This window comes from uncultured Collinsella sp. (genome assembly GCF_959026545.1).
Classification (GTDB): Bacteria; Actinomycetota; Coriobacteriia; order Coriobacteriales; family Coriobacteriaceae; genus Collinsella.
Genome location: NZ_CAUFLV010000015.1, coordinates 1 through 25,922, shown reverse-complemented (window position 1 = coordinate 25,922; position 25,922 = coordinate 1). Strand labels below are relative to the sequence as shown.

At 62.2% G+C, this 25,922-nt stretch carries 21 protein-coding genes; 11 read left to right on the top strand and 10 right to left on the bottom strand.

From position 1 onward, the window contains the following. Nucleotides 1-89: 89 nt before the first annotated feature. A complete protein-coding gene (galE, locus tag Q5Q88_RS07370) occupies nt 90-1,145 on the top strand; it encodes a UDP-glucose 4-epimerase GalE (RefSeq protein ID WP_118652727.1) in 1,056 nt (351 codons plus the stop codon). A gap of 154 nt (nt 1,146-1,299) precedes the next feature. Further along, nucleotides 1,300-2,367, top strand: coding sequence for a polyprenyl synthetase family protein (locus tag Q5Q88_RS07365; protein ID WP_118652725.1), 1,068 nt, complete (start codon nt 1,300-1,302; stop codon nt 2,365-2,367). 45 nt (nt 2,368-2,412) lie between these two features. Here the strand turns inward: Q5Q88_RS07365 and Q5Q88_RS07360 are convergent, their stop codons facing one another. The 3 genes from Q5Q88_RS07360 to Q5Q88_RS07350 all read right to left on the bottom strand — a co-directional run bounded on the left by Q5Q88_RS07360 (nt 2,413) and on the right by Q5Q88_RS07350 (nt 6,023). After that, nucleotides 2,413-3,309 carry a TVP38/TMEM64 family protein gene (locus Q5Q88_RS07360; RefSeq protein ID WP_294160096.1) on the bottom strand — a complete coding sequence of 299 codons (897 nt, stop codon included), beginning with the start codon at nt 3,307-3,309 and terminating at the stop codon, nt 2,413-2,415. 174 nt (nt 3,310-3,483) lie between these two features. Continuing rightward, nucleotides 3,484-5,292 carry a HAMP domain-containing sensor histidine kinase gene (locus Q5Q88_RS07355; protein ID WP_294160098.1) on the bottom strand — a complete coding sequence of 603 codons (1,809 nt, stop codon included), beginning with the start codon at nt 5,290-5,292 and terminating at the stop codon, nt 3,484-3,486. Beyond that, nucleotides 5,289-6,023 carry a response regulator transcription factor gene (locus Q5Q88_RS07350; protein WP_302742628.1) on the bottom strand — a complete coding sequence of 245 codons (735 nt, stop codon included), beginning with the start codon at nt 6,021-6,023 and terminating at the stop codon, nt 5,289-5,291. The genes Q5Q88_RS07355 and Q5Q88_RS07350 overlap by 4 nt, the downstream gene beginning before the upstream one ends. A 419-nt stretch (nt 6,024-6,442) precedes the next feature. Between Q5Q88_RS07350 and Q5Q88_RS07345 the strand changes: the two genes are divergently transcribed. The 9 genes from Q5Q88_RS07345 (at nt 6,443) to hypE (ending at nt 16,145) form a co-directional block, all read left to right on the top strand. Then, nucleotides 6,443-7,306, top strand: coding sequence for a PRD domain-containing protein (locus tag Q5Q88_RS07345; RefSeq protein WP_294123746.1), 864 nt, complete (start codon nt 6,443-6,445; stop codon nt 7,304-7,306). A gap of 143 nt (nt 7,307-7,449) precedes the next feature. Continuing rightward, nucleotides 7,450-8,880 (top strand): PTS transporter subunit EIIC, encoded by a 1,431-nt coding sequence (locus Q5Q88_RS07340; RefSeq protein WP_294123748.1) that lies wholly within the window; start codon nt 7,450-7,452, stop codon nt 8,878-8,880. A gap of 110 nt (nt 8,881-8,990) precedes the next feature. Next, nucleotides 8,991-9,845: a Nif3-like dinuclear metal center hexameric protein gene (locus Q5Q88_RS07335; protein ID WP_118652717.1), complete on the top strand. Its 855-nt coding sequence runs from the start codon at nt 8,991-8,993 to the stop codon at nt 9,843-9,845. 298 nt (nt 9,846-10,143) lie between these two features. Continuing rightward, a complete protein-coding gene (locus tag Q5Q88_RS07330; RefSeq protein WP_118652715.1) occupies nt 10,144-10,392 on the top strand; it encodes a hypothetical protein in 249 nt (82 codons plus the stop codon). 2 nt (nt 10,393-10,394) lie between these two features. Next, nucleotides 10,395-10,910 carry a nickel-responsive transcriptional regulator NikR gene (nikR, locus tag Q5Q88_RS07325; RefSeq protein WP_294123757.1) on the top strand — a complete coding sequence of 172 codons (516 nt, stop codon included), beginning with the start codon at nt 10,395-10,397 and terminating at the stop codon, nt 10,908-10,910. Nucleotides 10,911-10,976: 66 nt separating this feature from the next. After that, complete coding sequence (hypF, locus tag Q5Q88_RS07320) at nt 10,977-13,577, top strand: carbamoyltransferase HypF (RefSeq protein ID WP_302742623.1); 2,601 nt, start codon at nt 10,977-10,979, stop codon at nt 13,575-13,577. Nucleotides 13,578-13,659: 82 nt separating this feature from the next. Next, on the top strand, nt 13,660-13,899 hold the full coding sequence (locus Q5Q88_RS07315) for a HypC/HybG/HupF family hydrogenase formation chaperone (RefSeq protein WP_294160112.1): 240 nt from the start codon (nt 13,660-13,662) through the stop codon (nt 13,897-13,899). Beyond that, nucleotides 13,896-15,020: a hydrogenase formation protein HypD gene (gene hypD, locus Q5Q88_RS07310; RefSeq protein WP_118652707.1), complete on the top strand. Its 1,125-nt coding sequence runs from the start codon at nt 13,896-13,898 to the stop codon at nt 15,018-15,020. The genes Q5Q88_RS07315 and hypD overlap by 4 nt, the downstream gene beginning before the upstream one ends. A 15-nt stretch (nt 15,021-15,035) precedes the next feature. Further along, the gene (hypE, locus tag Q5Q88_RS07305) at nt 15,036-16,145 is read left to right on the top strand and encodes a hydrogenase expression/formation protein HypE (RefSeq protein ID WP_118652705.1); all 1,110 of its coding nucleotides are present in this window, start codon (nt 15,036-15,038) and stop codon (nt 16,143-16,145) included. A 149-nt stretch (nt 16,146-16,294) separates the two neighbouring features. Here the strand turns inward: hypE and Q5Q88_RS07300 are convergent, their stop codons facing one another. From Q5Q88_RS07300 to acpS, 7 genes are all read right to left on the bottom strand, one after another. Beyond that, complete coding sequence (locus tag Q5Q88_RS07300; RefSeq protein WP_302742619.1) at nt 16,295-18,136, bottom strand: carbon starvation protein A; 1,842 nt, start codon at nt 18,134-18,136, stop codon at nt 16,295-16,297. 470 nt (nt 18,137-18,606) lie between these two features. Then, nucleotides 18,607-21,042 (bottom strand): tRNA (adenosine(37)-N6)-threonylcarbamoyltransferase complex transferase subunit TsaD, encoded by a 2,436-nt coding sequence (gene tsaD / locus Q5Q88_RS07295; RefSeq protein WP_302742617.1) that lies wholly within the window; start codon nt 21,040-21,042, stop codon nt 18,607-18,609. Between the two features lie 85 nt (nt 21,043-21,127). Beyond that, a complete protein-coding gene (tsaE, locus tag Q5Q88_RS07290) occupies nt 21,128-21,631 on the bottom strand; it encodes a tRNA (adenosine(37)-N6)-threonylcarbamoyltransferase complex ATPase subunit type 1 TsaE (RefSeq protein WP_294160116.1) in 504 nt (167 codons plus the stop codon). A 1-nt stretch (nt 21,632) separates the two neighbouring features. Further along, on the bottom strand, nt 21,633-22,340 hold the full coding sequence (locus Q5Q88_RS07285) for a uracil-DNA glycosylase (protein WP_118652697.1): 708 nt from the start codon (nt 22,338-22,340) through the stop codon (nt 21,633-21,635). Nucleotides 22,341-22,379: 39 nt separating this feature from the next. Beyond that, nucleotides 22,380-23,531, bottom strand: a complete 1,152-nt coding sequence (gene alr / locus Q5Q88_RS07280) for an alanine racemase (RefSeq protein WP_118652695.1) — start codon at nt 23,529-23,531, stop codon at nt 22,380-22,382. A 3-nt stretch (nt 23,532-23,534) separates the two neighbouring features. Further along, on the bottom strand, nt 23,535-25,142 hold the full coding sequence (locus Q5Q88_RS07275; RefSeq protein WP_302742612.1) for an NAD(P)H-hydrate dehydratase: 1,608 nt from the start codon (nt 25,140-25,142) through the stop codon (nt 23,535-23,537). Beyond that, complete coding sequence (acpS, locus tag Q5Q88_RS07270; RefSeq protein ID WP_302742610.1) at nt 25,139-25,687, bottom strand: holo-ACP synthase; 549 nt, start codon at nt 25,685-25,687, stop codon at nt 25,139-25,141. Before acpS ends, Q5Q88_RS07275 begins: the two co-directional genes overlap by 4 nt. Nucleotides 25,688-25,922: the final 235 nt, after the last annotated feature.

The following is a 25,922-nucleotide window of genomic DNA, read 5'->3' as shown; positions in this document are numbered from 1 at the left end:
TAACGCGGGCCGCGAGACGCTCAACGGACGGGGCAACCATGTGAAGCGGTATACTCTCCCCAGCATCATCCCCCGAAAGGAGCGCTTGCATGACCCAGACCCTCACCCCTGCCGATACCTGCGTCCTTGTTACCGGCGGCGCCGGATTCATTGGCTCCCACACCGTCGTCGAGCTGCTTCAGCGCGGCTACCAGGTTGTCATCGTCGACGACCTGTCGAACGCCTCGGCCAAGGTCGAGGACCGCATCAAGACCATCGTCGGCGACCAGGCCGCGGCCAACCTCACCATGTACGTCGCCGACGTCAACGACCGCGAAGCTCTCGAGCGCATCTTCGACGCCCATCGCATCGACCGCGTGATCCACTTCGCCGGCTACAAGGCCGTAGGCGAATCCGTGGCCAAGCCCATCGAGTACTACAGCAACAACATCGGCAACACCCTCACGCTCGTCGACGTCATGCGCGGCCATGGGTGCAAGTCCATCATCTTCTCCAGCTCCGCGACCGTCTACGGCGACCCCGACAGCCTCCCGCTCACCGAGGAGAGCCCCAAGAAGATGGCCACTAACCCCTACGGCTGGACCAAGTGGATGATCGAGCAGATGCTCACCGACCTCCACACCGCGGATCCCGAGTGGAACGTCGTGCTGCTGCGTTACTTCAACCCCATCGGCGCGCACGCGAGCGGCCTCATGGGCGAGGACCCCAAGGGCATTCCCAACAACCTGCTGCCCTACGTGGCACAGACCGCCATCGGCAAGCGCGAGGCCGTGCACGTCTTTGGCGATGACTACCCCACGCCCGACGGCACCGGCGTGCGCGACTACATCCACGTGTGCGACCTGGCCTCCGGCCACGCCGCCGCGCTCGCATGGATGAACGGCCGCGAGGGCGTCGAGGTGTTCAACCTGGGCACCGGCCGCGGCACCTCCGTCCTCGAGATCATCCGCGCCTTTGGCAAGGCATGCGGGCACGAGGTCCCCTACGTCATCGACCCGCGCCGTCCCGGCGACGTGGCCGAGAACTACGCCGACTGCTCCAAGGCCCGCGAGCTCATGGGCTGGGAGGCGCAGTTCGACATCGACGACATGTGCCGCGACGCCTGGAACTGGCAGTCCAACAACCCCAACGGCTACGAGGGCTAAAACGCGGCCTCATCGCGTCCGCTCCGCGCAGTCATTGCACCGGCAGGACGTAGGAGCTGAGGGCGTTACAGAACGAACCTGGACGGGGCGGCCAACGGTCGCCCCGTTTTGCTAGCATTACACGGTGAGATCAACAGAAACGAAAGGGCCGCACATGAGCGATGCAAACACCAACACGGGAGAGGCCTTCGTCGCGTACCTGCGCGAGAAGCTGCCGCTCATCGAGCGCGCCCTGCACGAGGCGAACGCCGCGCCCATGGCAGAGGTCGACGCCCCCGCGCGAGACCTCGACCGGTACCTGTACGAGCCCCTCGCGCACTTCACCGCCGGTGGCGGCAAGCGCGTGCGCCCCGTCCTCGCCCTGCTAGGAGCCGAGGCCATGGGAGGCTGCACTGAGCAGGCGCTTTCCTCCGGCGTGGCCATCGAGCTGTTCCAGAGCGCCGCGCTCATCCACGACGACATCGCCGATGCCAGCGAGCTGCGCCGCGGCGAGCCCTGCCTTTACCGCACGCACGGTGAGGGCCTTGCCATCAACGCCGGCGACCTTGCCCTCACGCGCGTGTTCGAGGTCGTCCTGAACGATGCCTCCCTGCCGGGCGATCGTCGCCTGCGCGTCCTTGACGAGCTTGTGCGGATGGAGCGTCACACGCTCGAGGGTCAGGCGCTCGACCTGGGCTGGGCGCGCGACGGACGCTGGGACGTCACGAGCAGCGACTACCTGTACATGATCGAGGGCAAGACCGCCTGGTACACCGTGGCGAGCCCCCTGCGCATCGGAGCGCTGGCCGCCGGCGCGGCGGACGAGGCCGCCCGCGAGCTCGTCGAGCTGGGACGCCCCGCCGGCCTTGCCTTCCAGCTGCAAGACGACCTGCTCAACCTCGTGGGCGACGCCAGCGCCCAGGGCAAGGACTTCCGCTCCGACATCACCGAGGGCAAGCGCACGCTCGCCGTGGTCTGGGCGCTCGAGCACCTCGATGACGAGCCGCACCGTGAGCTCGTCGACCTGTTGGAATCCAAGACAACCAACCCGGACGAACTCGCGCGTGCCGTGGAACTCATCGAGCAAGGCGGCGGCATCGAGGCGTGCCGCGACCTCGCCCTCAAGCTCACGCGCGACGCGCAGGGCAAGGCACGCGCCCTCGCCACGTCCGGCACCATCACGCCCGAGTCGGCCGAGCTCCTCTGCTCCATGGCAGACTTCTTCATCAACCGCCGCGCGTAGAGCGGCGCAACGCAAAAACGCCTTTCGTGCTTCCCCTTGCAGGATCTACTTCGCCCGTGCACGCACGCGGCGATACATCAGGCCACCCGCGGCGACGAGCAGTGCAGACGCAACCAAAACCACGCCGACCATCACCCAATTGCCGCTACCCACGGCAGAAGCCGCAGCCGTCGAGGTCACGATGGACGGAATGCGACCGAACGTGGCAATAAGAACGACGGGGGCAAAGCGCATCTTGGTGAGCCCGGCGAAATACGTGAGGAAGTCCTTCGGCGTGCCCGGGATGAGGAAAATGACGAGCATCACCAACTCAAGGCGCTTGGCATTGTTGAGCCAAGAAAACCGGTCGAACAGGCTTCGATCGAAAAACAACCCCACCAAGCGCCAGCCCCACCGGCGCGTCGTCCAGTAGATTGCCGAAGTCGCAACCGCCGAGGCCACGAGGCACAACGCCGTACCCTCCCAGAAGCCAAAAGCGTAGCCACTCGCCAACTCGACGGGCTCGCCGGGCAGGAACGCCAAGAAGATCTGCGTCGCGTTGATTCCCAGCATAGTGAGCCGGCTCATCACCGCGTTGTCGGCGACGAAGGCCCGCACTGCCTGCGGGTCCGCAAGCCATGCGAGCATGCTCGGGAGATACTCCCAACACGCAGCGGCGATCCCAATCGCGGCGACGACGAGGACGATCACGACGCGGCGGCGCAAGGTCTTTCGGCGGGCGTCGAGATCGCTTCCAGACTCAGCCTCCGCCGGCGCGAAACCCGCCACAGGCATCGCATCTGCAGCCAGTGACGCGGAGGCCGCGCGCTCTCGAGCCTCCTCCACCTCGGGTTTGACGCGACGGCGCAGCTCGCCGAGAATGCCCGTATCCACACGGCGCACAGCTCCCCCGCAGGAGACCTGACCGGTGTAGCTTTCCGCTTCGGGCTGCATTTCCATCATCGCGATCCCTCCTTGGTTTTAGGACAAGGATAGTTTCTCAACCGCGTGTCTACCTTTTGTCTACCAGTGATGACAATTCAGTAAGCCTTACGTTAAGGTAAGCTTTTCTTAAGGTAAGGTCGGCGCATCACCGAGAACAAGCTCCCCCTTCTTCAATCGTATGCAGGAACGCGGTCACCCCTCTCGCTCCGTGCCATCCACGTCAAACGTCGCGGACGCACATGCGCCACCCATTTCGCCGTTCGCCAAATCAAGCGCACCGCCGTGCAGCCCACACAGGATGCTCGACACGTTCAGCCCCAAGCCAAAGTGCACGGCAGACTTGTTCTCGCTGAAAAATGGATCGCATCCGCGGCGTAGCGCCTCGGGCGTGAAGCCCGGACCGTCATCGCTCACGCGGAGGACGAGCTCACCCTCCCGCACGACTGCCTCCAGCCCAACGACACCGCGCGCGTGTCCACACGCGTTGCTCAGCAGGTTATCGAGCACCTCCTCGACGAGAGAAAGGTCGACATACGCGAGACCGCTCTCCATATCCGCGGTGTGCGGACGGGGGCTCTGCACGATCGGGACCGTCGGATCCACCATCGGCTCCTTCCCCGCCGTGCCCGCCCGCCCAAAATGCACCGGCGGCATCTGCGGACTCACGCGAAGGCCAAGGCCCTCGCCACGTGCCGCGACAACCTCCGCGGCATGGGCGGCGAGCTCGTCAACGAGCTCGCTTGTCGGCATGATGCGGCGCTCGACGGGCCGATCCTCCAGCTTGGTGAGTCCGCCCATTTCTGTAGCGTATCGTTCAAGCCTCATCACCTGCGACGAAAGCGTGTTGAGCGACTCCTCTGCAAGCGCATCCCCACGGCGCAGGCGCATCTGCGCCATCTCGACCGTGCCCTTGAGTACCGTAATCGGCGTGCGCATATCGTGCGCGAACGCCGCATTGAGGCGGCGGCGCCCTTCCGCCGTACGCCACAGCTCCCGCTGGGCATCGAGCAGCGAAGCCCTCATGTCTTCGAGCCTCTCCGACAAGCGGCCAAGCTCCTTGCCCCGAACCCGCTCAATCGAAAAGTCCAAGTCTTGCCTGGCTATGCGCTCCGCGGCACCCGAGAGCTCGCCCAAAGGACCGGCGATATGCACCCGATAGAACCTGCGGAACGTGATCCAGCCCAACCCGCCGTAGGCCAGCACCGGAGCAAGGCCGGTAGCAATCGCCAGAATCCACGGCATGGGGCCGGCGGGGCGCTGGGATGCCGCATAATATGCGGTGTTCGAGACGAGGTTCTCGCCAAAGGTCTCCTCCAGGTCCGCGTCGGTCATCGACTCGAACAGCTCGACACTCTGCAGGCGATTCGCGCGGCTAAGCTCGTCATATCGCGCCAGATTGTCCGCGGAGATCGAGTTGTTCACCTCGAGGACCTCCTCCTGCGGATACCATTCGTTGTAATTGAGACCCCAGTCGTACAGCTGGACCTGTCCGTCGCGAACCATGTCGACCGTCGCGTGTATCACGCTGGCCGCATCCGCACCCTCAGGCGCGTAATCGTCTCCGGCCTCCCAGTCCCCCGTGGCGATGAACACCGCAAGCGGACCGTTGCCCGGCAGGTCAAGCTCGGAGGCGGGAAGCAATTCTCGCGCCACGGGGTCATAGATATATGGCCCCGAATCAACCACGCCGCGCTGCGTCAGACCGTTTTCGAACGTCACCTCAAGTTCGTAGTAGCCGTTGTTCCAGGTGGAAAGAAGCTCGATGAGCCCCAGCGTCAGCACCGTGGCGACCGCGAGGTACGCGCCCAGATACACCGTGAACGTCAGGCCGAGCGGGCGCGTGCGCCACCATGCGCCAAGGCGCTCCCGGCGGGGAAGCCGCTTGAGGGCCTCGCGCTCACGCGCCCGGCTTTCGCGACGCGACGCGCGACGGGCGCGGCGCTCATCCCCGCGCGCAGCCAGCCGGGAATGCCATCCGCCCGCATCTCCCGCGCGCCTCACTTGGCCACCCACTTATAGCCGACACCCCAAACCGTAGCAATGGGGTCTTCGGCCACGCCCGCGGCGGCGAACTTGTTCCGGATGCGACGGATGTGCTCGCGGACCTGCGAGGGGTCGCCCGCGGCGTCCCAGCCCCATACGCGCTCGTATATGGCATCTCGGTCGAACACTTGGCCGGGGCGTTTGCTCAGCAGGGCGACGATGTCGAACTCAAGTTTGGTGAGGTCGACGGCTGCCGTGATCGAGTCATCCGCCTCGTATGGCTGCCGCCCGCCGTTCGCTCCGTGGACCTCCACAACCCGCTGCGCGTAATCGATGGTAAGTTCGCTAAAGAACCGTGCGGCATTGCCGCTTTTGCCGCCACGGGCCCTCCCCTCGCGCGCCATGTGGGCCGCCACACGACGACCCAGCACCTCAAGGGAAAAGGGTTTGAGCACGTAATCGTCGGCGCCGGCGGCGAAGCCATCGAGCTGGTCCACGTCCTCGACGCGGGCGGTCAGAAACATGATGGGACAGCTCACGTGCTCGCGCAGGCGACGACAAACCTCAAAGCCGTCCATACCCGGCATGTTCACATCGAGCAGTATGATGCCGAGCGCAGATTCGGCCGAGGCAGCGGCAAGCGCCTCTGCGCCGCTATGCGCAGTCGTGACCTCGTAACCCTCCATACGGAAATACTCCGCAAGCATATTCGCGATATCGACCTCGTCATCAACGACCAGCATGTGCATGGCGCCCCCTCCACTCTTCCAACAGCAAGACGCGCCCAGGTGCCCGGGCTTCGCGCCGCATAATCTCCCACCCGTAATCTTGCTCCAAATCTGTCTATCCTTTGTCGAGAGTTAACTCTCGGGGAGCTTTTGTCGACTTACGCACGAAAAAGCGCCGCGAAAGTTAACTCTCGCGGCACCATACCCGGGCGGCACGAGAGCCGCCCCTCCCCAAGGGTCTCCAGTAATCCGTGAGCGGTACGCCCGAATCGGCTAGCGGCAAATTCCCCCATCTCCAGCCATTCGCTTGACGCCCTACAATCTCGGCAAGTATTATGCAATGCGTACACAGGGTGTTACCCACGCTTTTGCGACGGGGCAGACTGGGCGCATCAGGGCGCATTATGTCTGTTCCGTTTTTTCATGCCGAGGGAGGGCCCGTGATCGTACTCAAGCGCATTAACAACAACGCCGTGCTGTGCATCGACCCCGCTGGCCACCAGGTCGTCGCCCTCGGTAAAGGCCTAGCGCAATGCACCGTGGGCAAAGACGTTGACCTCAACCTTGTTGACCACACCTTTTACGACGTCGAGCCACGCTATGTTGAGCTCATGCGCGACCTTTCTCTCGACTACCTTGAGGTAAGCGCCCAGATTGTCAACGTAGCAAGAGGCATGCTGGGCTACGACCTGAGCCCGAACATCGAGGTCGCCCTGGCCGACCACATTCAGTTTGCCATCCAACGCATGCGCGAGCATATCTATCTTTCGGCTCCGCTTTCGTACGATCTCCAACAAAACTATCCGCTGGAATATAAGATCGCGCAATGGTCACTCGGCCTGATTCGGCAGCACTTCGGCGTCGCGCCACCCAGCAACGAGATATCCGGCATTGCCATGTGCCTGATAAACGGTGCCTACAGTTCAGCAGGAGCCTCCTCAAGCGATGAGGCAGAAAAGCAGGACAACCTGCTTGAGCAGATAATCTCGCTCATTGAATCCAACATGGGGGCCTCCGTCAGCCGAGAGGGATTTGGCTTTGCTCGGTTCGCGACCCACCTGCAATACCTTATCCGACGCGTAGCCTCCGGCGACTCCATATCCTCTGACAACTCCGAGATGTACCAAATGGCTGCAGCGGACAACCGGGCTGTCTCCTCGTGCGTCGACGCCATTGCGGCTCTCATCTCAAGCGCATATCGCCAATCACTCACCGATGAAGAAAAACTCTACCTCATTCTTCACGTCAACCGTATCTGTTCACGCTCCGATGTAGCCCGCCCAGGCAATAATCCCAGCGCGTAAAGATAGCTATCCGGGATCGGCACGGCGCGCACGCCGATCAGGGCATAGAGACCGTTTCGTAAGGCATCCGCATACGCTCGCGCGATGCCCGCGATGGTGAGCGCATGCTCGCCTGCCATCGCAATACGTGAAAGGAGTCCACTGTGGCCAACAATAAACAGATCGCAGCCGACGTCCTCGAGGCAGTCGGCGGCAAGAGCAACGTCAGTTTTGTGACACACTGCATGACCCGCCTGCGCTTCACCCTCAAAGATCGCACCGTGCCGGACACCGCAGCCGTCAAAAAGCTCAACGGCGTCCTCGGGGCACAGGAGTCCGGCGGGCAGTTCCAAGTCATCATCGGTCAAAATGTTCCCAAGGTTTACGATGAACTCTGTATCCTTGGAGGTTTTTCCAAGCAGGCGGCGATTGACGAGAATCTGGATGGCCCAAAGGAAAAGCTCACCATGGCAAGCGTCGGCAAAAACATCATGAACTATCTTGCCGGCTCCATGACGCCGATGATCCCCGTCCTTCTTGCCGCTGGCCTGTTCAAAACCATTGGCGTTGTGTTTGGGCCCACTATGCTTGGCGTCATGGCCGCGGACAGCGACCTCGTTCGCTTTATGGACATGATCTACAATGCCGCATTTTACTTTATGCCCATCTACCTTGGATTTAATGCTGCCAAGCAAATCGGACTCACGCCGATTCTCGGTGCGTTTTTAGGAGGCATGCTCATCGAGCCAACTTTCTCCTCACTCGCTGCCGAAGGGGCAGACTTTAGCATCTACGGTGTCTTCCCATGCGCTCCTGGTGCCTATGCGCAGACCGTTCTGCCCATTCTCTTGACCATCCCTGTTGCCTATGCAATTGAGCGCATTATGCGTAAACACATGCCTGATGCACTGCAAACCGTGTTCGTTCCTTTCCTCACTCTCGGAATCACGCTCCCCATATCCTTCTGCCTACTCGCCCCTGCTGGCTCTTGGCTCGGGAACGGACTCGCCGGCGCGTTCGAGTTCCTAGGGACCTCCGGCGGCGTCATCTCCATCCTTGGCGGCGGCATCCTTGCAGCGGCATGGCTCCCCATGGTCATCACCGGCATGCATGTTGCGCTCATCGGAATCGCTCAGGTCGCCTTCCTCCAAGCTGGTTTTGACCCATTTATCTTCGTTGCCATCACCATTAGCCTCTGGCCTGCGTTTGGTGCGGAGATCGCCGCGTTCCTCCGTCTTAAGCTTCGCGACGAGAAGAGCGCTTGCGCCGGTTATCTTGTGGCACAGCTGATTGGAGGCGTCGGCGAGCCCTTCATCTACGGAATGACCTTCCGCTACCCCAAGCTCTTCGCCTGCTGTATGGCGGGGAGCTTCGTTTCCGGCGCGCTCGCACTCGCACTCGGCGTCACTGCATACGTAGCCGGGCTTCCGTCGAGCGTCCTGTCTATCCTCACCTTTGTGGGCGGAGGTACGGAAAACCTCCTGTTCGCCTGCATCGCTGCGGCGGCGGGCTTTGCAGTCTCCTTCGCAGCAACGTGGTTCTTCGGCTTCAGCAAGGACGAGATCGAGAACGGGCCCCTTAGCGAACGCGACTAGCGTCGCCCGTTAAACCCCACAGGGTAGCCATTACCATTTAAGAGGGCGACGGGGCATAGCGCTCCTCGCCCTCTTCATCACGTCAACTCACGAATCCGGGAGGCCATACCATGCTCATCAGCGAGGCAATCCAGAAGACCAAGGACTTTTGTTGCGGCATCGACGCTTTCACGGGCAACCCGATCGACCCCGTCACCACGCGCGACAAAGTCACCTACGGCAACACCGATCAGGAGTGCACGGGCATCATCACGTGCATTTGGCCAACCGCGCACATCATCGATGAGGCGCGAAAGAGCGGGGCGAACCTCATCATCACCCACGAGGCCCTCTTTTGGAATCACGGGGACCATCAAGATGTTGTTGCCGACAATAGCGCATTTATAGCCAAGAAAGAACTGCTCGATAACTGGGGCGGAGCCATCTGGCGCTGTCATGACTATATCCACGCTGGAGTTCCCATCGAGGAAAACGGATCGATGGCCGATGGCATATTTTACGGCTTCGCTTGGAAACTAGGATGGCTCGGCTATCGAACGGGAAAGCTGTTCAACAGCATGGATTACGTAATCCCTCCTACGCCCGCACGGTCCCTCGCCAAGCAAATCGTAAACAAGCTCGGTTTAAACGGGGTGCGCGTAGTGGGAGACCTGGATACAGATGTTGAACGAGTCCGTATTCCCATGCACATCATGGGAGGACCTGGCGACACCGCTACCGCCAACGCCATGGATTCCGAGCGCATCGACGCCCTCCTTAGCATGGAGATGATTGACTTCACCACCTGCCAATACGTGCGCGATGCCGCTATGCTCGGCCACGGCAAATGCGCCATTCAAATCGGACATTTCAATCTGGAAGAGCCCGGCATGGAATACATGGCAACATGGCTTCCCAAAGCGCTCGAAACAGAGGAAGTCCCTGTAACATTCGTCCCCATGGGTGACACCTACCAATACGTGTAGAGGAACGCTCCCAAATAACCGGAGCTGCCGATTGGTCGCCATGCACAACGTGCCAGCCATAACCAGGCTGCAATTTGCGAGGAATTCTCGCACGGCCTCTCACCGCTGCCGAAGCTCCCCGAGAGTTAACTCTCGGGGAGCTTTTGTCGACTTACGCCCGAAAAAGCGCCGCGAAAGTTAACTCTCGCGGCACCATGCCCAGGCGGCACGAGAGCCAAAAGAGTACACTTAACCCATATCGACCGTCCCGTCACAACGGGGGGCTGCACAGCGGCCCGAGCGTATCGAGGAGCACGACATGCACGACGCAGGCATGAATATGGGGCAGCTCGAGATGAGCATCAAGCAGGTAGACGACGCCATCGCGCTTGCCCGCGAATGGAGCCACACGCTGCTGCACGCCACGGAGACCTATGACATGGAGCGCATCGGCGGCAAGCTCGAGGCCGCCATGAGTGCCCTTGATGAGGCGCGCGGCGCGCTTGAGGGCTATCAGGAGGCCATCGAAGCCGACCACAACGCCGTTGGCACTATCAAGCTGGTGTAGTCATGGCGCACGAGCACGCCCACATCGGCCACAGCCATCATGCACGCGCCGAGAGCAATGCCCGAAGCTGCACCGTCCAGCCATCGAGCGGCTCCGGGGAACTCGCCCGCTTTTCCGTCACCGTGCCCGAAGACCTTCTCGCCGCCTTTGACGAGCAGATTTCCCGACGTGGCGACGTCACAAACCGTTCCGAGGCCATTCGCGACTTGATTCGCGCGTCCCTTGTCCGCGAGACTACGCGCACCCCAGAAGAGCAGGTCATTGGCTCGCTCACCATGATTTACGACCATCACACCGGAGACCTCACGCGTCGTTTAGACGAGGTCCAGCATGACTACACGGATGAAATCGTCTCTACCATGCATGTACACCTCGATCACCACAACTGCCTCGAGATTCTCGCCCTCAAGGGAGTCGGCGCGCGCGTCTACGAGCTCGCCGACAGGCTCTTGGGCCTGCGCGGGGTAAGCCATGGCGAATTCACCTGCGCGGCGACCACATCCAGCCTAGAACTCTAGGCAACCCAAAGCCCGTCGCCACGCAAGCGAATCCGCAATGGCAAACAAACACGAAAGCACCTGGCGATGAAACACGTGCGCATACATATCACCGGCATTGTCCAGGGAGTGGGCATGCGCCCGTTCGTGTACCGCGAAGCGGTGGCGCATGGCATTTCGGGATGGGTGCTCAATGCCGGAGACGGAGTTCATATAGAGGCCCGTGCGGCAGAAGATGCACTCGAGGTGTTCGTGCGCTCGCTGCGCGATCACGCGCCGGCGGCATCCCGTATCGATCACATCGCCGTGGAGGAGCTCGACGCACACGACGACACAGTGGTGCAGGCATCGACGACATCGGGCGGGACGAGCGCGCGCAGAAAGCACTCAGAGGCCCACGAGTCTTGCGGCATGCCCGCGTTCCGCATCGTCGCCTCCCGCGATGCGACGGCCCACACGACGCTGGTTTCCCCCGATATCGCCACATGCGACGACTGCCTGCGCGAGCTTTTCGACCCCACAGACCGACGTTACCACTACCCCTTCATCAACTGCACCAACTGCGGACCGCGCTTCACCATCATTCGCGATCTGCCCTATGATCGCGCCAAGACCTCCATGAGCGCTTTTCCCATGTGCCCCGACTGCGCCGACGAATACAGCGACCCCCTTGACCGGCGCTTTCACGCGCAGCCGGACGCCTGCTTTGCGTGCGGCCCTCACATCACATGGCGCGAACGAGAAGATCACGAGACCGCAATGGGCGATTCGCTCGAGGCAAGCGATGCCATCATCGCGCGTTGCGCCGAGGTCCTCACCGCCGGCGGCATTGTGGCGATCAAGGGCTTAGGCGGCTTTCATCTTGCCTGCCGCGCCGATTCTGAACAAGCCGTTCGCGAACTGCGCCGCCGAAAACGCCGAAGCAATAAGCCACTCGCCGTCATGGTGCGCAATGTGCAGATCGCGCAGAAGCTGTGCCGCATCAACCAGGTGGAACGCGACCTGCTTACCGGAAGCGTCCGTCCCGTCGTCCTGCTCATGCGGCACGCCGAAGAAACGTGCCCCACAAAAGAGGACAAGACGCCGCTCGCCCCCGCCGTCGCATTCGACCTTCCCGAACTCGGCGTCATGTTGCCCTACACGCCGCTCCAGCACCTACTCATGGAGGAATGCCGAACGCGCGGGGTCGATGTGCTCGTCATGACCAGCGGAAACATAAGCGAAGAGCCCATCGAGAAGGACGATGAGCACGCATGGGATCGCCTGGTCGCCAGCGAGATGGCAGACGCCCTGCTCGGTAACGATCGGGCGATTCTCTCGCGATTCGACGACTCCGTCGTGCGGGTCGTCAACGGTAAGGTCCAGCTCGTGCGGCGGGCACGAGGATTTGCCCCGCGCCCCATTGCGCTGCCCGCTCCGCCCGCTTCGTGCTCATCCTGCGTCTTGGCGTGCGGACCCGAGCAAAAGGCGACCCTTGCGCTCACCCGTCCCGGCAACCTCGACACGGAGGAGTGCTTCGTTTCCCAACATATCGGCGACCTTGAAAACGCGGAGACGTTCGATGCATGGAACATGGCGCTCGACCGCATGACGCAGCTCTTTGATGTGCGCCCCTCCGTGCTCGCCTGCGATGCCCACGCGGGATACCTCTCCAGCCAATGGGCGCAGGAGCAGGCACGGGCACTGGGCCTTCCGCTCGTCCGCGTGCAGCACCATCATGCGCACATCGCCTCCGTCATCGCAGAGGCAGCCGTGCACGGAGAGACCGATCCCGCTGCACGTGTTATCGGTATCGCCTTTGACGGCACGGGGGCGGGGGCGACTCCGAACCCCGGAGGCCCCCTCCGCAACCCTGTGCTCGATAGCACCATCTGGGGCGGAGAGATTCTCCTCGCAAGCCTCTCGTCTTATGAGCGCGTGGCGCATCTCGAGCCTTGGCGCCTTCCCGGCGGGAGCACCAGCGTCCGCGACCCGCGCCGCAACGCATTTTCACTGCTTGAGCAACACGGCCTTCTTGACCACCCCGGCGCCAGCACGCTCCTTGCAACACTGAGCTCCGATGAGCGCGCGCTCACTTCCCGCATGCTCGAGCGCGGCATCAATTGCCCAAGCACCAGCAGTATGGGTCGCCTGCTCGATGCCATAAGCGCCATCCTTGGCATATGCCACGTGGCGACATACGAAGGCGAGCCGGCAATCGAACTCGAGGCCGCCGCGTGGAAGCACGCTCGGAGGTGCGGTGCCGTAAGCGCGCAGCGCTTCGACGCAGGCACGCACCACGATGAGGGCGACTGCTTTACCGCTAGCCCCCAACCATCGCACGGCTACACGAACCGCCCCGGGGAGCATGTGTCCACCGAAGAGGCCACGATCGACGTCCGCCCGCTTCTCATCAAGCTCCTCGACGGGATGGCGCACAGCGCACCCGTCGAGGAGCTTGCATGGGTCACCCATCGGGCAATCATCGACATCACTGCAAAAACCGTCATCGGCATTTCAGACGCCACCGGTGTGCGCGCCGTTGCGCTTTCCGGCGGCGTCTTCATGAACCGCCTGCTCCTTGACGGCGTTTCCTCCGCGCTTGAACAGGAGGGGCTCACCGTCCTCACGCCTCACAGCCTTCCGCTGAACGACGGATGCATAGCCTACGGTCAAGCGGCAGTCGCCGCGTGGGTCGTCGGAGCATAGCACCCGCGGCACGCCGGTTCGTTGCTTCGTTTTTCCCGTAGCGTTACCATCTAGACCGATGACGCGACCCTGGGAGGTTGGCATGTGTCTCGCGGTTCCCGGCAAAATACTCTCGCTACACGATGACGCGCGCGGAACGGTCGATATGCTCGGCGCGCAGCGCGAGGTCTCCATACGCCTCACACCAGACGCCGCGGTAGGCGACTATGTGCTGGTGCACGCCGGCTTTGCCATCCAAATCATCGATGCCCAAGAAGCGGCGGAAACCCTCAGCATCGTCGAAGACCTTGCCGATCTGGTTGATGAGGAACTTCCGGCATGACCCAGGGCACCGCTAAAGACGTCGCGGCGAACGCAGCACCCCCACTCGACGCTTTTCGCGATCCGGCGCTTGCCCGATCGCTCATCGACACCATCCACGCACTCGCCGGCGGTCACGCCATCAACCTCATGGAGGTCTGTGGCACGCACACTGTGAGCATCGGCCGTTATGGCTTCCGCTCAGTCATGCCCGATGGACTGCGTCTGCTCTCCGGACCAGGGTGTCCCGTGTGCGTCACCGCCAATCAAGACATCGACCACGCCATCGCCCTCGCGCGCGTGCCCGGAGCCATTATTGCGACATTCGGCGACATGATGCGTGTGCCCGGGTCAACGAGTTCGCTCGCGGCGGAGAAGGCTGCGGGCCGTGACGTGCGCATGGTGTATTCGCCACTCGATGCGCTTTCGCTTGCGCATGACAATCCCGGCAGCGAGGTCATCTTCATGGGCGTGGGCTTTGAGACCACGACACCGACTATAGCCGCCGCCATCCTCGAGGCGCAGGCGCAGAGCCTCAGGAACTTCTCGGTCTTCTGCGCCCACAAAACCACGCCACCCGCACTCCGCGCGATTGCAGGAGATCCGCATACGCACATCGACGGGTTCATCCTTCCCGGACACGTCTCGACCATTACCGGCATCGAGCCGTACCGGTTCCTTGTCGATGAGTTCCGCATCCCCGGCGTTATCACGGGTTTTGAGCCCGTCGATGTCTTGGAGGGCATCGCCGTGCTCGTCAACATGGTCGAAAGGGACGAACCCGCCATCCAAAATGCATACCGTCGCGGTGTGGATACGAAGGGCAACGCAGTCGCTCGCGCACTCGTCAATCAGGTCTTTGAGCCCTGCGACGCGATCTGGCGCGGGCTGGGCCCCATCCCGCAATCGGGACTGCGCATACGGGACGACTTCGCGGCATTCGACGCCACACGCCGCTTTGAGGTGGAAGTCGAACAGACCGTTGAGCCACAGGGATGTCGCTGCGGCGATGTGCTTCGCGGGCGCATCGCACCAACCCAATGCCCGCTTTTTGGCCGGAAGTGTGCGCCCGAGGACCCCGTCGGCCCCTGCATGGTGAGCTCGGAGGGCAGTTGCGCCGCGTACTATCGATACCGCGCATAGCACCAAGGAGGCATCATGGGCATACAAGCAGAAACCGTGCAGCTCGGCCATGGATCGGGCGGGCAGATGATGAAGCGCATTATCGACGAGGTGTTCCTCGAGGCCTTTGGCTCGCCCGAGCTCCTCGCCGGCAACGACGCAGGCGTTGCCGAGCTGTCCCCATCAGCCACAATCGGCACTTCGCCGTCCACCCGTGAACCCGCCACCCACGACGACACGACCGCGCAGGCGCGGCTCGCCATGTCAACCGACAGCTTCGTAGTTACGCCGCAGTTCTTCCCCGGCGGCGACATCGGTCGGCTGGCCATCTGCGGCACCGTCAACGATGTGGCAACTTCGGGGGCGCGACCGCTCTATCTGTCGTGCGGATTCATCCTGGAGGAGGGCTATCCGCTCGCAGACCTGCGACGCATCTGCCAATCCATGGCCGTAACCGCCCGCGAAGCGGACGTGCGCATCATCACCGGCGACACCAAGGTCGTTGAGCGCGGCAAGGCGGACGGCGTCTACATCAATACCGCCGGCGTGGGAATCGTGCCCGCGGGTGTCAACCTCTCCGGCTCGAATTGCCTGCCGGGAGACCTCGTTCTCGTCTCGGGCACCCTTGGCGACCATGGCATTGCCGTCATGAGTCAACGCGAGGGCCTCACATTCTCCACGCCCATCGAGAGCGATGCCGCGCCACTCAACCACCTCATCGCAGACGTGCTTGCAGCGGCACCTCACACCCGGTGTTTCCGCGATCCCACCCGCGGAGGTCTTGCGAGCACACTCAACGAGTTCGCGCAGGCAAGTAGCGTCCTTATCGCCGTTGATGAAGAGGCCATCCCCGTCAAACCCGCCGTGCGCGGCGCGTGTGGGATGCTCGGCTACGACGTGCTCCAAGTGGCAAACGAGGGCAAGATGGTTGCCGTCGTGCCCGCAGAAGAGGCAGAAGCTGCCCTTGCCGCCATGCGCGCATCGCGCTACGGCGAAAACGCCGCCATCATCGGCGAGATCGCCGCGCTGCCCGATGGCTCCAGCCAACCCGCGAGCACAACGGGCTCCGTCCGCGTGCGCACCCCGTGGGGTTCAACGCGCATCCTCGACATGCTCGTGGGCGAGCAGCTCCCCCGCATCTGCTAAATCGACTGCAGCAAAACGACCGAAGAAAAACGGGCTTCGTCGCGCATACGACGAAGCCCGTTCACGTGGGGGCTATGCTGATGCGAGGACGGGGCAAGAACGCCCCAGACCGTGCCCTTTCGGGCAACCCGCAGGCGTCCTAAGAGGATTTATGCCTCGACGCCCATACCCTCGGGAACCTCGGCCTTACCGGAGAACTTACCGGCGCGGTAATCGCGGGCGCCCATCTCGGACCACTCGGGCTCCTCATCGGGCATGGAGCCAGAATCCTTGCCCACGAGCTCCTTGAGGCAGTTCACGGCCACGATCAGGCCCAAGGCGACCAGCAGCACGGCGAAGACGAGCTGCAAACCAGAGGTTGCCATCACGGCCATACCGCCCGCCTGGAGCGCAGTGACGCAGCCCATGATGCTCATGCCGAGCGACGTGAAAGTACACACGAGCAGGAACGCAACGGGAACGTAGAGCATCCAACCGGATCGGCCGGTGCACTTGCAGAACACGGCCAGCGTGATCATGGTCATACCGCCGAGCAGCTGGTTGGAAGCGCCAAAGAGCGGCCAGATGTTGAGGTAACCGCCAAAGGTGAGGGCGAGACCGGGCAGCAGCGTCACAACGGTGGCCACCCACGGGTTGCCGAGAACCTTCATGACGCCGGTCTTCTCGTTCTCAACGGCGAGGGCGTCATTGCTGGTGGCAAAGAACTCGGAGAAAGACGTGCGGCCAATACGGGCAACCGCGTCAAGGGAAGTCAGGGCGAGGGCGGAAACATTCATGGTCATGAACACGGTGGCCACGGTGCCGTCCACGCCAAATGCCTGCATGCCGCGGGCAATGCCGGTGGCGAAAATGGCGAACGGAGTGGAGGCGACGCCGGCGTTGAGCGCGCCGGTTCCCGCGGTGTTCATGTCGGAGAACATGATGCCGGCGACGATGATGGCAAGGACGCCCACGAAGGACTCGACTACCATGGCACCGTATCCGACCTTGACGGCGTCGGCCTCGTTCTCAACCTGCTTGGAGGAGGTTCCGGAAGACACGAGGCTGTGGAACCCGGAGAGCGCGCCGCACGCAACGGAGACGAACAGGACCGGGAACATCATGCCGGAGGCGGTGGTGAAGCCCGTGAACACCGGTGCGGTGATGGTGGCCTGACCCTTGGCCCCCAGAACGACGATGCCGAGCACGGCGCACGCGATCATGACGATCATCATGATGGAGGTCAGATAGTCGCGGGGCTGCTTGAGCATCTGGATGGGCATGGCGCCAGCGAAGACCAGATAGACCATCACGACAGCGATCCAGCCGTTGAGATCGAGGTAGACCGGGAACTGCATGCCAACGGCGAACATGGCAACCATGAGCACGACGCCGGTAACGAACTGCTTGGCACCCGTGAGGTTGAACTTATTGCAAGCCCAGCCAAAAACCATCGCGACGAACGTGAACAGGATGGAGATGGTGCCGGCGCAACCCGCGGCGTAAGACTTGGCAACATCGACCGCACCGGCGGCGTCGGGTGTGAACTTGAAGGTGCCGGCGACCATCGAGGTGAACGCGGCGATGACGATCAGGCAGAACAACCAGCTGAACAGCAGGAACAGGCGACGGCCCGTGCGACCGATGTACTTCTCGATAAGCTGTGCGAGCGACTTGCCGTTATTCTTCATCGAGGCGTACAGCGCGCCAAAATCATGCACGGCGCCAAAGAAGATGCCGCCCACGAGGACCCACAGCACCACGGGCAGCCAGCCGAACGCCATGGCGACGATGGTGCCCGTCACGGGACCCGCACCGCAGATCGAGCTGAACTGGTGCGAGAACGCCGTGAATGCCGAGGCGGGCGAGAAGTTATGCCCGTCCTCCATGCGGCGAGCGGGCGTGAGCGCCTCGCGGTCAACGCCCCACGTATTGGCGAGCCAGCGACCGTATCCCAGGTAGCCAACAGCCAAAACCGCCGCCGCCACCACCATCAATACAACTCCGTTCATGTTTTCCTCCCCCTCGTGAGCTTTAAAGCCAAAAAAATGGGCCGTCGAACGATACGACGGCCCACAACCTATAAGCCGCCCGTGAAAATGCACGGGCGGCGACACCACGCCAACCCGTGCTAGCTAATAATTAGGCGAATGTATAGGCTGAACTGATGCATGACTTCAAAAACCCTCTTGGTCCTGACGAAAGCCCTTCTGCTTTCATCGACTAAAGTGAACATAGCGCAGTATCACGCTTTAGCAAGATGGAGTCAACTATATTTCTCACGTGTTTCGAACTATGAAACACCCTGTTTCCGCCGCGCTCGGCTCAATGGCCACAAGTCTGCCTCTAGGCCCGCCACCGCAGGGGCGTTTTGTCCGGCGCTCGGGCAGTCCTGCTCGCACGGAGGGTCCACTGGACCCTCCGGCTCGTGCGGAACTCGCGGCGGACAAAACGCCCATGCGGTGGCGGGCGGCCGGGGTCGCTACAGCGTCATATTGGGATCGGCGTCCACCGTAAAGTCGGAGCTTTCTCCGCGCAGGAACTTCTCGCGGGCCACCACGGCAATCATCGCCGCGTTGTCAGTGCAGGCGTTCTGCGGTGGCACGGTCACGCGGATTCCCTGACGGCCGAGCTTCTCGATCATCATCTTCCGCAGGTGCGGATTTGCGGCGACGCCACCTCCGATGCAGTACTCGCGAGCACCCGTCTCACGCAGTGCGTTCTTCGCCTTCTTGTACTGCACGTCAAACACCGCCGCTTCGAACGAGGCGGCCAAATCGGGAAGATGGATTGTCCTACCGGCCGCAGTCTCCTGCTCAATGTACAGCGTCACGGCGGTCTTCAGGCCCGACAATGAGAAGCGGTAGTCTCCCTTGCTGTTAAGGGCGCGAGGGAAGTCGATCGCTTTGGGATTGCCGTCTTCCGCGAGGCGCGAAATCACGGGGCCGCCCGGGTAACCCAGACCCAACGCCTTGGCGACCTTGTCGAACGCCTCGCCCACGGCGTCATCGAGCGTTTCGCCCATGACCTCATAATCGCCCCAAGCCCGCACATGCACGAGCATGGTATGACCGCCCGAGACGAGCGTGAAGATAAACGGCGGCTCAAGATCGGGCGTGGTGAGCTTGTTGGCGAACAGATGCCCCTCAAGGTGATTCACGCAGATAAGCGGTTTATCCGCGGCGAAGGCAAAGCCCTTCGCGAACGCCACGCCCACCACCAGCGCACCCACGAGGCCCGGCCCCTGCGTCACGCCCACGGCAGCAAGCTCGAAAGGAGCAATGGCACCGCCCTTGAGCCCCAGCGACACCGCGGCTTCCCCCAGGGCAGCATCAACAATGCCCACGATGACCTCGACATGCTTTCGCGAGGCGATCTCGGGCACAACGCCGCCAAAGCGCGCATGGAAGTCAATCTGGGTCGACACCTGATTTGCCAGCAGATTGCCTGCGGCGTCGATGATGGCCACAGCCGTCTCGTCGCAAGAGCTCTCGATGGCGAGCACAAGTTGACGACGGGCGAGCTCGGCGGCCTCGTCGTCGGTGCGTTCAGGTGCAGGCAGGGGCCATTCGCGCACCGATGCCGCGGTCGGCTCGGGCGAGGCGGCATCCACGGGCAGCACCAAGGGCAAGGAGGCCCCCATCACAAGCGCGTCGACTCCTGCCCCATAATATCCACGACGACGCCCCACCTCGACGAATCCCAGGCTCTCATACAGGGCGATCGCCGACGCATTGCCAGCTTCGACTTCGAGTGATGCCGAGGTGCACCCCAGCATCTGCGCGTCATAGCTCACATGCGCGAGCAGTTTGCGCGCGATGCCCTCACGGCGGTGCTCGGGCGCGACTGCAACGTCCAGGATCTCCACGTCCTTGTCCACGACCATGCCGCCGGCAAATCCAATCAGCTCGCCGTTGTCGTGAGCGACCCACCACGAGCGGGCAGCCGGGGCCTCAGGGTCAAGCTCCGCCAAAAACATGGATGCGCTCCACGGCTCGTGACCCGCGCCGACAAAGCACGTACGCTCCAGCGCTGCCATGGCCTCCGCATCCGCCGCCGCCATGGGGCGCAGCTGCAAGTGGCGACCCGCCAGCTCGTCAGCCACGCCGGTCGTGGCAGTATTAACGCTTTCGGTGAGCCCCAAGCGTTTACGCTCGTTCTCCTCGGCATCGGACAGCCTGGTGTACACGGGCAGCACGGCGGCAGGATCACTGCTGCCGGCGGCCATGAGGCCCTCGGGGCTCGCGGCAGCCAAGAGCAACCCTTCGCCCGTAGGCCACCAAAGCTCACGCGGCAACGCGCGCGCCATCATGCCCGATGGCTCAAAAAGCTTCCCATAGCGCACCAGGCCGTCACCCGTGAGTTGGATATCGGCGGCATCTGGCCGAGATGTCCACTCCTTGACGACGAGATCCGCTTTGATCACGCGCTCTCGCTCAAACAGGCGCTTGGGGCCGCCATCGCCCACCTCATACAAAGCCGGGTAGATCTCGCCACGCATGGCATCTGCCGCAACGCCGATCATGCCGCGAACGCCGGAGCGCCACGCCGTCCAAGCGTAGGCGTCGAGCGTCGACGCGCCCATCAACGGCACATTCGCGCCACAGGCGAGACCCTTTGCCGTCGAGATGCCAATGCGCACCCCCGTGAACGAACCGGGCCCGCGTCCAACCAAAAACCCGCCCACGTCCTCAATCGTCTTACCGACATCCGACAGGGTCGCCTTCACCGTATCGACCAACTCGACGTTCGCATGCCTGCGGCACAGATGGTCACGAGAGGCCAGGACCTCCACGCACGCACGCGAGGGCGTGTCGTCAAAGAACACCTCGGGCGTCCACCAGGCAACCGAGCACGCGAGCATGTCCGTCGAGGTGTCAATCGCCACAATCAGCGTGCGAAAATCGTCCAACTTCATCGGAAGCGCCCTTCCAAACTGCAATCGTTCATCCAAATCATCCCCGGGATCAAACGGGGGGTGCCGCGCAGCCGCAGCCACGCACCTACCGCGCGGCCAGGACCGCAGCGTCGATGGCTTGCGCCAGCTCCTCCGCGCGTGCGCCATGTGGCACAAGCTCGATACTCCGCCCAGCGGGCTCACCCTCGACGCGCGATATGACTACGCCCAGATACTCATCGGTCAACTCGTCCTGGAACTGTTCGCCCCATTCGAGGAGACATGCCCCCTCGTAGCCGAGCACATCGAAGATGCCCGTGTCTTCGAGCTGATAGGCGTGCTCAAGGCGGTACAGGTCAAAGTGAAACAAGGGAATGCGTCCGCCATCATGCACAGCCATCAGGGCAAACGTGGGGCTCGTCACGGGATGGTCATCACCCAGTCCAGCCGAGACGCCCTTGGTGAAATGCGTCTTGCCCACACCCAGGCCGCCGGTGAGCACCAACACGTCGCCATCGGCCAAACAGGCAGCGACAAGCTCTCCCAAGCGAACCGTATCCTCAACGGACGCACTCTCGTAGAGCCGGTCCCCCTTGCGCGAAAGCGCCATACTACTCTCCCATCCGTGGCAGGGCATCCGAGTTGGAGGCATCTACGGTCGACGTCCCTGCACCCTCGCCCTTGGCACGTGCCTCATGGGCGGTGCGCAGTCCGGCATCGATGGGATGCTGCGCCAAATACTCCCCCAACATGCGGAAGTCCGCTTCGAGCAGCTCTTGCCACGCCGGGTTTCGCAACGCGGCTGCAGGATGGAAGGTTGGCATGACGGTGAAATGCCCCATTTGGTGGAAGCGGCCGCGCAACTTGGTGATGCCGACCTCCGTCTTGAGCACGAAATGCGTCGCCGGATTTCCCAGCGTCACGATGACATCCGGCCAAATGCTCCTAATCTGCTCGCGCAAAAAAGGAGAACACGCCAAGACTTCGTCCGCCTTGGGGTTACGGTTTCCCGGAGGCCGGCACTTGAGCACGTTGGCAATATAGATATCCTCACGGCGCAGACCAGCGAGCGAGAGGATTCCGTTGAGATTCTCGCCCGCTCGCCCCACAAACGGCTCGCCCTGCAGATCCTCGTTCTTACCAGGAGCCTCCCCCACAAACATCACGCGCGCGCGAGGATTCCCAACGCCGAACACGATATTGGTGCGCGTCTGGCACAACTCGCACAGCCTGCAGTCACCCAAGACAGAACGAATCTCATCGAGCGAGACTTCCCGTGGCTTCTGATTCTCATGTCCGGGAATGTGCATGACACCCATTGCGAAGTCCCTTCGTCACCTCGAGCCCGGCGAGCCCCTTTATACGTAAATCTTCTCCAAGCGCATGCCAAACCCGCATGCCAACTCATAGTTGATGGTCTGGCACGCGGCAGCGAGCTCGTCGAGCGTAATCCGCGCCTCGCCATCGCGCCCCACAATCGTCATAAGGTCTCCCACCTCGGCCTCGGGTGCCGGGCGCATGGGGTTTTCGCTGATGGCGACCATGCACTGATCCATGCAGATATTTCCCACCTGGCGAACGCGTCGCCCATCGAACAGCACTTCCATACGATTGGACAGAACGCGCGGAAGGCCGTCGGCGTAACCGATCGGCAGGGTGCAAATCTCAACACGCGTGCGCGGGACACGGTAGGTAAACCCATAGCCGACTCCCTCGCCCATGGCCGGATGACACGCATGCGTCACGCGAGCCTTGATGCTCATCACAGGTTCAAGCGGAAACACCGTGGCGGTGCGGTCACACGGCTGCAATCCATACAAACCGATTCCCGCCCTGATCATGTCGAAATGCATCGACGGGTTCAAAATCGATCCCGGCGTATTGTCGCAATGCACAATTCCCGGATCAAAGCCCGCCTCGCGCAAGCCGGAGATCGCCTCGGAGAACCGCTTGCACTGCAGCTGATGATCCCATCCATCGGGTTCGTCGGCAGTCGCGAAATGCGTGAACGTGCCGTCGCATTGCAACCCGGAATGAAAGTCGACGCTGCGTCTGAAATCGATGGCCTCCGTATAGTGCACGCCAATTCGATTCATGCCCGTGTTGATGGCCATGTGGTACTTGCCCACCTTGCCAAGGCTCGCCGCCCGCTCACCATATGCCCATGCGAACTCCGGTGAATACACGGAGGGCATAATCTCGTGTTCGAGCAGCGCATCGATGGCATCGGTGGGAGGTTCGCTCAGAAGAAGGATGGGGAGCTTCTGCCCCGCCTCGCGCAGGGCGACGCCCTCGAGTACCGTTGCGACGGCAAACATGTCGGCACCTGCTGCATGCATGACTTTTGCGCATGCAGCCGCTCCGTGTCCATAGGCGTCCGCCTTGACCACGCAGCAGAGGCGCTGACGCGCTCCCACAAGCCCCTTGAATGCTCGCGTATTGCGACGCAGGGCGCCCGTGTTAATCTCGGACCACGCCCAACGTGTGGGTGGTTCGCTCAACGTCTGCATGACCTACTCCCCCAATTCGATCCCGGCATCCTTGAGCGCCTCGCTCTCGACAAGGTGCATGGCATCGCCCAATACGTCGACCAGGTCGGTCGCGATGACACTTCGCTCGCCCATGGCAGCCGCGGCGGCATATCCGGTATACGAGTGCACGGCGACCGCATAGGCGCAAAGCAGCTCCCAGCGATCGACCTCGCCGTGACTCACCGCGACGTTAGCGGCAATGATGCCGGCAAGCACGTCACCAGAACCCGCGGTCGCCAATGATGCGGGACCGCTCATAGGCAGGAGCACCTTCTCAACACCCACGATTGCCGTGGAGGGGCCCTTTGCAATCACGATGAGGTTGTCGGAACCAGCGGCCCATACAAGCTTTTGCGCCGCATCGATGGCGGAGCTCAAATCATCGACGCGCGCATCTCCCACAAGTCGCGAAAGCTCGCGATTATGCGGCGTCAGGATGAGCGGTGCCTCACGACGATACACCTCCGGCGTCTCCTCGATTCCACCGATTGCCAGCCTGCTCATGCAGTTGAGTGCATCGGCGTCGAGCACCAAGGGAACTTCGGTACGCAGAAGGTCGGTCACCACCTGCATACCGCCCGCCGTCACCGTCATGCCAGGACCACACAACACGCAATCAAATTTCTTTGCAAGCTCACGAACGGGGGAGCTCGCCGCCGCACCGAACGCACCGCGGGAGTCGGAGGGAATACCCACAACCGGAACGCACGGAAGCGCCATTCGAATCAGGTTGGCACATGGCTCGGGGGCGGCAACCGTCACATAGCCGGCACCAGCGCGCGCGGCCGCCTTGGCCGCCAGAATTGCCGCTCCTGGATACGTTGCAGAGCCAGCGACGACCAAAACGGATCCGCGACTATATTTATTGACGTTGGCAGGTAAATCTGGAATATACTCCACCAAGTCCGCCGGCTCTATGATCTCTGCCGCATGCTCGACGTCGTCAATCACCTCGTCAAGCCGGTCATACAGCTCACCGCAGGAGATCTCTCCAGCAACTTCGGGCCCCTCTCCGCTATACAAACCGATCTTGGGAGCGAGAAGCGTGACAGTCGCCGTGGCCTCTACGCAGACGGAATCAACAACACCTGTCTCAGCGTTGAGACCCGAGGGGACATCGATGGAAACAACGGTGAGGCCAAGCTCGTTGAGCGCGGGAATCCAGATGGAAAACGGCGCGCGGACAGACCCCGAGAACCCGGTTCCCAATATTGCATCGAGCACCACATCGGCTTTAGAGAGAATAGCGGTAAGCTCATCACGAGAAGGGCCCACAACGACGCGAACATCCCGCCCCGCCGTCCTTCGAGCCACATGGCGAGCAATGGGACTCTTGCTCTCGTTGGGCTCGATGGGCGTGACAACATCAACCGTGACGCCCTTATGACTGAGGATATCGGCAGCGACCCATCCATCACCGCCGTTGTTGCCAAAGCCACAAAGGACAACAACGTGTTTGGGCGCGAATTCGTACACACGATCAGCAGCAAACTCGCCAGCGTGCTCCATAAGCGCAGCCTTGGAGGTGCCTTCCTTTTCAATGAGGTCCTCGAGACGTAAAACCTCCTCGACATTCAGCACAGGCTTCATGCGGCACCACCCTTCTCGACAACCGGCGCATCGCCAGTCGATTCTAGCAGCTCAGCGTTTTGAACGCGTTCCAATTCGTCGAGAACCGAACGCGCCTCGCGAAAAGATTGCGCGAGACGTTCGCGTTCGGAAACGCGCTCCTCCTTAGCTTTAGGCCTGAAATCAGGAGTAATCGCCATGGCATTGGCAACGGCAAGCTCACCCGTGAACGAAAGGGAAAGGGCCACTTCCTGCACGCCAAGACGCTGGGCAATGGCCAAGGCCCCACCAGACAAGACGGCAAGCGGGCGACCATTGGCATCACGAGAGACAGAGACGTCCTTACGCCCAACGCCCTCTTGGCCAAATCCGACACCGAGAGCCTTTAAAACGGCCTCACGCGCGGCAAACCGGCAGGCGTAGTGTGCTGCCGGCCTTGCACTGGCCTCACAATACTGTCGTTCTTCTTCGGTGAACATGCGCGGGAAGAAGCCGGGAGTGTCGCGCATGATTCGTTCCATGCGGGCAATCTCGACAATATCAACGCCGATGCCAGCCTCGGCCATAGGCACCTCCCGATATCAATAGGCATACCATCACTATTGTATCTATCATGGGTGCGCAAAATCATTGCAAGGTGCGCTGTCACGATATCGCCTCCCCGCCCGCCCGCGCGGGGCGGCGGGGGAAGAAAAAAGGGGGAGCTCGCGCTCCCCCCTCGACTCGCCCCCGCAAGGGGGCGAGAGCCGTCCACCCGGGTGACACGCGCGTGCCCTGAGGGCCGCACAGCGACTTCCGCGG

What these genes read in the sequence shown, in the direction of transcription:
- Q5Q88_RS07285 (WP_118652697.1), bottom strand. Translation starts at nt 22,340, where the DNA reads ATGGGTGTCATGCACATTCCCGGACATGAGAATCAGAAGCCACGGGAA.
- nikR (WP_294123757.1), top strand. Translation starts at nt 10,395, where the DNA reads ATGGCGCACGAGCACGCCCACATCGGCCACAGCCATCATGCACGCGCC.
- alr (WP_118652695.1), bottom strand. Translation starts at nt 23,531, where the DNA reads ATGCAGACGTTGAGCGAACCACCCACACGTTGGGCGTGGTCCGAGATT.
- tsaE (WP_294160116.1), bottom strand. Translation starts at nt 21,631, where the DNA reads ATGGCGCTTTCGCGCAAGGGGGACCGGCTCTACGAGAGTGCGTCCGTT.
- Q5Q88_RS07335 (WP_118652717.1), top strand. Translation starts at nt 8,991, where the DNA reads ATGCTCATCAGCGAGGCAATCCAGAAGACCAAGGACTTTTGTTGCGGC.
- Q5Q88_RS07350 (WP_302742628.1), bottom strand. Translation starts at nt 6,023, where the DNA reads ATGCACATGCTGGTCGTTGATGACGAGGTCGATATCGCGAATATGCTT.
- Q5Q88_RS07365 (WP_118652725.1), top strand. Translation starts at nt 1,300, where the DNA reads ATGAGCGATGCAAACACCAACACGGGAGAGGCCTTCGTCGCGTACCTG.
- tsaD (WP_302742617.1), bottom strand. Translation starts at nt 21,042, where the DNA reads ATGAAGTTGGACGATTTTCGCACGCTGATTGTGGCGATTGACACCTCG.
- Q5Q88_RS07330 (WP_118652715.1), top strand. Translation starts at nt 10,144, where the DNA reads ATGCACGACGCAGGCATGAATATGGGGCAGCTCGAGATGAGCATCAAG.
- acpS (WP_302742610.1), bottom strand. Translation starts at nt 25,687, where the DNA reads ATGGCCGAGGCTGGCATCGGCGTTGATATTGTCGAGATTGCCCGCATG.
- hypD (WP_118652707.1), top strand. Translation starts at nt 13,896, where the DNA reads ATGACCCAGGGCACCGCTAAAGACGTCGCGGCGAACGCAGCACCCCCA.
- Q5Q88_RS07300 (WP_302742619.1), bottom strand. Translation starts at nt 18,136, where the DNA reads ATGAACGGAGTTGTATTGATGGTGGTGGCGGCGGCGGTTTTGGCTGTT.
- Q5Q88_RS07275 (WP_302742612.1), bottom strand. Translation starts at nt 25,142, where the DNA reads ATGAAGCCTGTGCTGAATGTCGAGGAGGTTTTACGTCTCGAGGACCTC.
- Q5Q88_RS07315 (WP_294160112.1), top strand. Translation starts at nt 13,660, where the DNA reads ATGTGTCTCGCGGTTCCCGGCAAAATACTCTCGCTACACGATGACGCG.
- hypF (WP_302742623.1), top strand. Translation starts at nt 10,977, where the DNA reads ATGAAACACGTGCGCATACATATCACCGGCATTGTCCAGGGAGTGGGC.
- Q5Q88_RS07360 (WP_294160096.1), bottom strand. Translation starts at nt 3,309, where the DNA reads ATGATGGAAATGCAGCCCGAAGCGGAAAGCTACACCGGTCAGGTCTCC.
- hypE (WP_118652705.1), top strand. Translation starts at nt 15,036, where the DNA reads ATGGGCATACAAGCAGAAACCGTGCAGCTCGGCCATGGATCGGGCGGG.
- galE (WP_118652727.1), top strand. Translation starts at nt 90, where the DNA reads ATGACCCAGACCCTCACCCCTGCCGATACCTGCGTCCTTGTTACCGGC.